Origin of the sequence: Williamsoniiplasma lucivorax ATCC 49196 (genome assembly GCF_000518285.1) — a bacterium.
GTDB lineage: Bacteria > Bacillota_I > Bacilli_A > Mycoplasmatales > Mycoplasmataceae > Williamsoniiplasma > Williamsoniiplasma lucivorax.
The window spans coordinates 1-1,198 of sequence record NZ_JADH01000032.1 but is presented as its reverse complement, the minus strand read 5'-3'; the positions used below and the strand labels follow the sequence as shown (position 1 = coordinate 1,198).

Sequence of the window (1,198 nt, the reverse complement as noted above, 5' to 3'; positions counted from 1 at the left end):
GATCTTGCCAAAAAACATGAATTAAGTGGAGGAGTTCAACAAGTCTATGCTTGATTTAAAAATTTTTACCCTGATGTTTATTATAATATGCACAAAGAAAAGCAAGGGAGTCAAAAAAATATCATGAAAAATAATGAAAATCAAGATAAAAAGCAAATTGTTGAATTAGTCGAAGCACTAGAAGAATCTCAATCTAAAGTGAAAACTTTAGAAAAGGAAAAGGAATTAGACAAACAACTAATTGATATTTTGAACACATTCCAAGAATTCATAAATTCATGAAATGTGTTCAAAATATCAATGTATAATGTAGTTAACACAAATAGATTAACTTTATTTTAAAGTGGTGTCCTTAAGTTAACATATTCTAAATATGTAGAAAGGTAAACAAAATGATTAGTTTAATTAATGTTAAGTATTTTTATAAAAAACGAAGAGTTTTAAATATATCAAAATTAAAAATAGAGGATAATGAGAAAATTGCCATAATGGGTTTGAATGGTTCTGGCAAAACCACGTTAGTTGAATTAATTTTAGGCTTAAAAGCTAGATATAAAGGCAATTTTATTTGTGATAAACAATATATTTGAAATGCTGTTTTTCAAGAATCTAGCTTTAATTCTGATAGTAGTTTAAAAGAAATTTTTTATTTATATTGTAAACTTTATAAAGTCAATAAAAACCATCAGGAATATTTTAAAGAGTTTCAATTAACTGAAGTCGAAAATAATAATTTTAAAAAACTGTCTGGAGGGCAACAACAAAAATTTAAATTCCTTATTGCCTTGCTTAATCAACCGAATTTTTTAGTTTTGGATGAAATTTCTACATCATTAGATTATGAATGACGGGTTAAAATAATCGACATAATTCATAATTACACTTCCATCCATCCGGAGATAAATGTATTACTGATTTCTCATAATCCTGAGGAAATTGCCAAAATTTGTGAAAGAGTTATTGTTTTAAAAAACGGTGAAATTATTCAAGATATTGAACTAGTGGGCACATACCAAAATAAATTAAAACAAATAAAAGGGTTGGTGATAAAAAATGTTTAAAGTAGAAATTATGAGAATTATCAAAACTCCAATTAACTGAATGGGTCTTTACGGATTTTTGTGTAAATTCATTTTTACTCATTATTCAATTACGACCCTCCCTTCAAACATTATATAAAAGTGAGCCAGTGCAGATC

2 protein-coding genes are annotated in these 1,198 nt (G+C 26.3%); both read left to right on the top strand.

Going from position 1 to position 1,198, the window contains the following annotated elements; all coding sequences use genetic code 4:
• A partial coding sequence (locus tag P695_RS06225; RefSeq protein WP_035026633.1) for a hypothetical protein occupies positions 1-342 on the top strand: 342 nt, incomplete at its 5' end.
• Positions 343-392: 50 nt separating this feature from the next.
• Entirely contained in the window at positions 393-1,061 is a 669-nt protein-coding gene (locus tag P695_RS0104810) for an ATP-binding cassette domain-containing protein (RefSeq protein ID WP_028127086.1), read from the top strand.
• Positions 1,062-1,198: the final 137 nt, after the last annotated feature.